The sequence below is a fragment of the Streptomyces sp. NPDC059564 genome, from assembly GCF_042735575.1.
Taxonomy (GTDB): domain Bacteria; phylum Actinomycetota; class Actinomycetes; order Streptomycetales; family Streptomycetaceae; genus Streptomyces.
Genome location: NZ_JBHWBP010000615.1, coordinates 1 through 2,277, shown reverse-complemented (window position 1 = coordinate 2,277; position 2,277 = coordinate 1). Strand labels below are relative to the sequence as shown.

General features: G+C 70.6%; 3 protein-coding genes. All 3 read left to right on the top strand.

What is annotated here, in order from left to right:
- Positions 1 to 489, top strand: a 489-nt coding sequence (cysC, locus tag ACFV0Q_RS40910) for an adenylyl-sulfate kinase (protein WP_385013109.1), incomplete at its 5' end; no start/stop codon positions are given.
- Positions 486 to 1,424 (top strand): sulfate adenylyltransferase subunit CysD, encoded by a 939-nt coding sequence (cysD, locus tag ACFV0Q_RS40905; RefSeq protein ID WP_385013107.1) that lies wholly within the window; start codon positions 486 to 488, stop codon positions 1,422 to 1,424. The genes cysC and cysD, both read left to right, overlap by 4 nt.
- Before the next feature lie 2 nt (positions 1,425 to 1,426).
- A partial coding sequence (locus ACFV0Q_RS40900) for a sulfate adenylyltransferase subunit 1 (protein WP_385013106.1) occupies positions 1,427 to 2,277 on the top strand: 851 nt, incomplete at its 3' end.

Sequence of the window (2,277 nt, the reverse complement as noted above, 5' to 3'; positions counted from 1 at the left end):
AAGACCACGATCGCCTACGCGCTGGCCGAGCGGCTGCGCGCCGAGGGCCACCGCGTGGAGGTCCTCGACGGCGACGAGATCCGCGAGTTCCTCTCCGCCGGTCTCGGCTTCAGCCGTGAGGACCGGCACACCAACGTGCAGCGGATCGGCTTCGTCGCCGAGCTCCTGGCGAGCAACGGCGTCAAGGCGCTGGTCCCGGTGATCGCGCCGTTCGCCGACAGCCGCGAGGCGGTGCGCAAGCGGCACGCCGCCGAGGGCACCGCGTATCTGGAGGTCCACGTGGCCACCCCGGTCGAGGTCTGCTCGGAGCGTGACGTGAAGGGTCTGTACGCCAAGCAGGCGGCGGGCGAGATCTCCGGTCTGACCGGGGTCGACGACCCGTACGAGGCGCCGGAGTCCCCGGACCTCCGCATCGAGTCGCACACGCAGTCCGTACAGGAGTCGGCCTCGGCCCTGCACGCACTGCTCACCGAGAGGGGTCTGGCATGACCGCCACCGTCGCACACGTCCACGAAGGGACGGACGCGCCCTACGCGCTGTCGCACCTCGACGCCCTCGAATCGGAGGCCGTGCACATCTTCCGTGAGGTGGCGGGCGAGTTCGAGAAGCCGGTGATCCTCTTCTCCGGCGGCAAGGACTCCATTGTCATGCTGCACCTGGCGCTGAAGGCCTTCGCTCCGGCGCCGGTGCCGTTCACCCTGCTCCACGTGGACACCGGCCACAACTTCCCCGAGGTCCTGGAGTACCGCGACCGTGCGGTCGCCGAGCACGGCCTGCGTCTGCACGTGGCCTCCGTCCAGGAGTACATCGACGCCGGCAAGCTCCGCGAGCGCCCCGACGGCGTCCGCAACCCGCTGCAGACCGTCCCGCTCACGGAGGCGATCCAGCAGCTCAGGTTCGACGCCGTGTTCGGCGGCGGCCGCCGCGACGAGGAGAAGGCCCGCGCCAAGGAGCGCGTCTTCTCCCTGCGCGACGAGTTCTCCCAGTGGGACCCGCGCCGCCAGCGCCCCGAGCTGTGGCAGCTCTACAACGGCCGCCACGCGCCGGGCGAGCACGTGCGCGTCTTCCCGCTCTCCAACTGGACCGAGCTGGACGTGTGGCAGTACATCGCCCGCGAGAAGATCGAACTGCCGGAGATCTACTTCGCCCACGAGCGCGAGGTCTTCCTGCGGGGCGGCATGTGGCTGACCGCCGGCGACTGGGGCGGCGCCAAGGACGGCGAGACCACCGAGACCCGCCTGATCCGCTACCGCACCGTCGGTGACATGTCCTGCACCGGTGCCGTCGACTCCGACGCCACCACGCTGGACGCCGTGATCACCGAAATCGCCGCCTCCCGCCTCACCGAGCGGGGTGCGACCCGCGCCGACGACAAGATGTCCGAGGCCGCGATGGAAGACCGCAAGCGCGAAGGGTACTTCTAGAAATGACCTCCACCACCGAGCAGTTCGCCGACCTGTCGGCGACCACGCTGCTGCGTTTCGCGACCGCCGGTTCCGTAGACGACGGCAAGTCCACCCTGGTCGGCCGTCTCCTGCACGACTCCAAGTCGGTGCTGACCGACCAGATGGAAGCCGTGGAGCGGGTCTCGGCCAGCCGCGGTCAGGACACCCCCGACCTCGCCCTCCTCACCGACGGCCTGCGCGCCGAACGCGAGCAGGGCATCACCATCGACGTGGCGTACCGCTACTTCGCCACCGCCCGCCGCCGGTTCATCCTCGCCGACACCCCCGGGCACGTGCAGTACACCCGCAACATGGTCACCGGCGCCTCCACCGCCGACCTCGCCGTCGTCCTCGTCGACGCCCGCAACGGCGTCATCGAACAGACCCGCCGCCACGCCGCCGTCGCCGCCCTCCTGCGCGTCCCCCACGTCGTCCTCGCCGTCAACAAGATGGACCTCGTCGGCTACGAGGAGGCGGTCTTCGCGAAGATCGCCGAGGAGTTCACCGCGTACGCCTCGGACCTGGGCGTCCCGGAGATCACCGCGATCCCGATCTCGGCCCTGGCCGGGGACAACGTCGTCGAGCCGTCCGCGAACATGGACTGGTACGGCGGCCCGACGGTGCTGGAGCACCTGGAGACCGTCCCGGTCAGCCACGACCTGACGGCCTGCCCGGCGCGCTTCCCCGTGCAGTACGTGATCCGCCCGCAGACCGCCGAGCACCCCGACTACCGCGGCTACGCCGGCCAGATCGCCTCCGGCGTCCTGCGCGTCGGCGAAGCCGTCACCGTCCTGCCGTCGGGCCGCACCAGCACCATCGAGGCCATCGACGC

Bases quoted from the DNA above. Each gene is read 5' to 3' on its own strand.
- cysD (WP_385013107.1), top strand. From the start codon at position 486: ATGACCGCCACCGTCGCACACGTCCACGAAGGGACGGACGCGCCCTAC.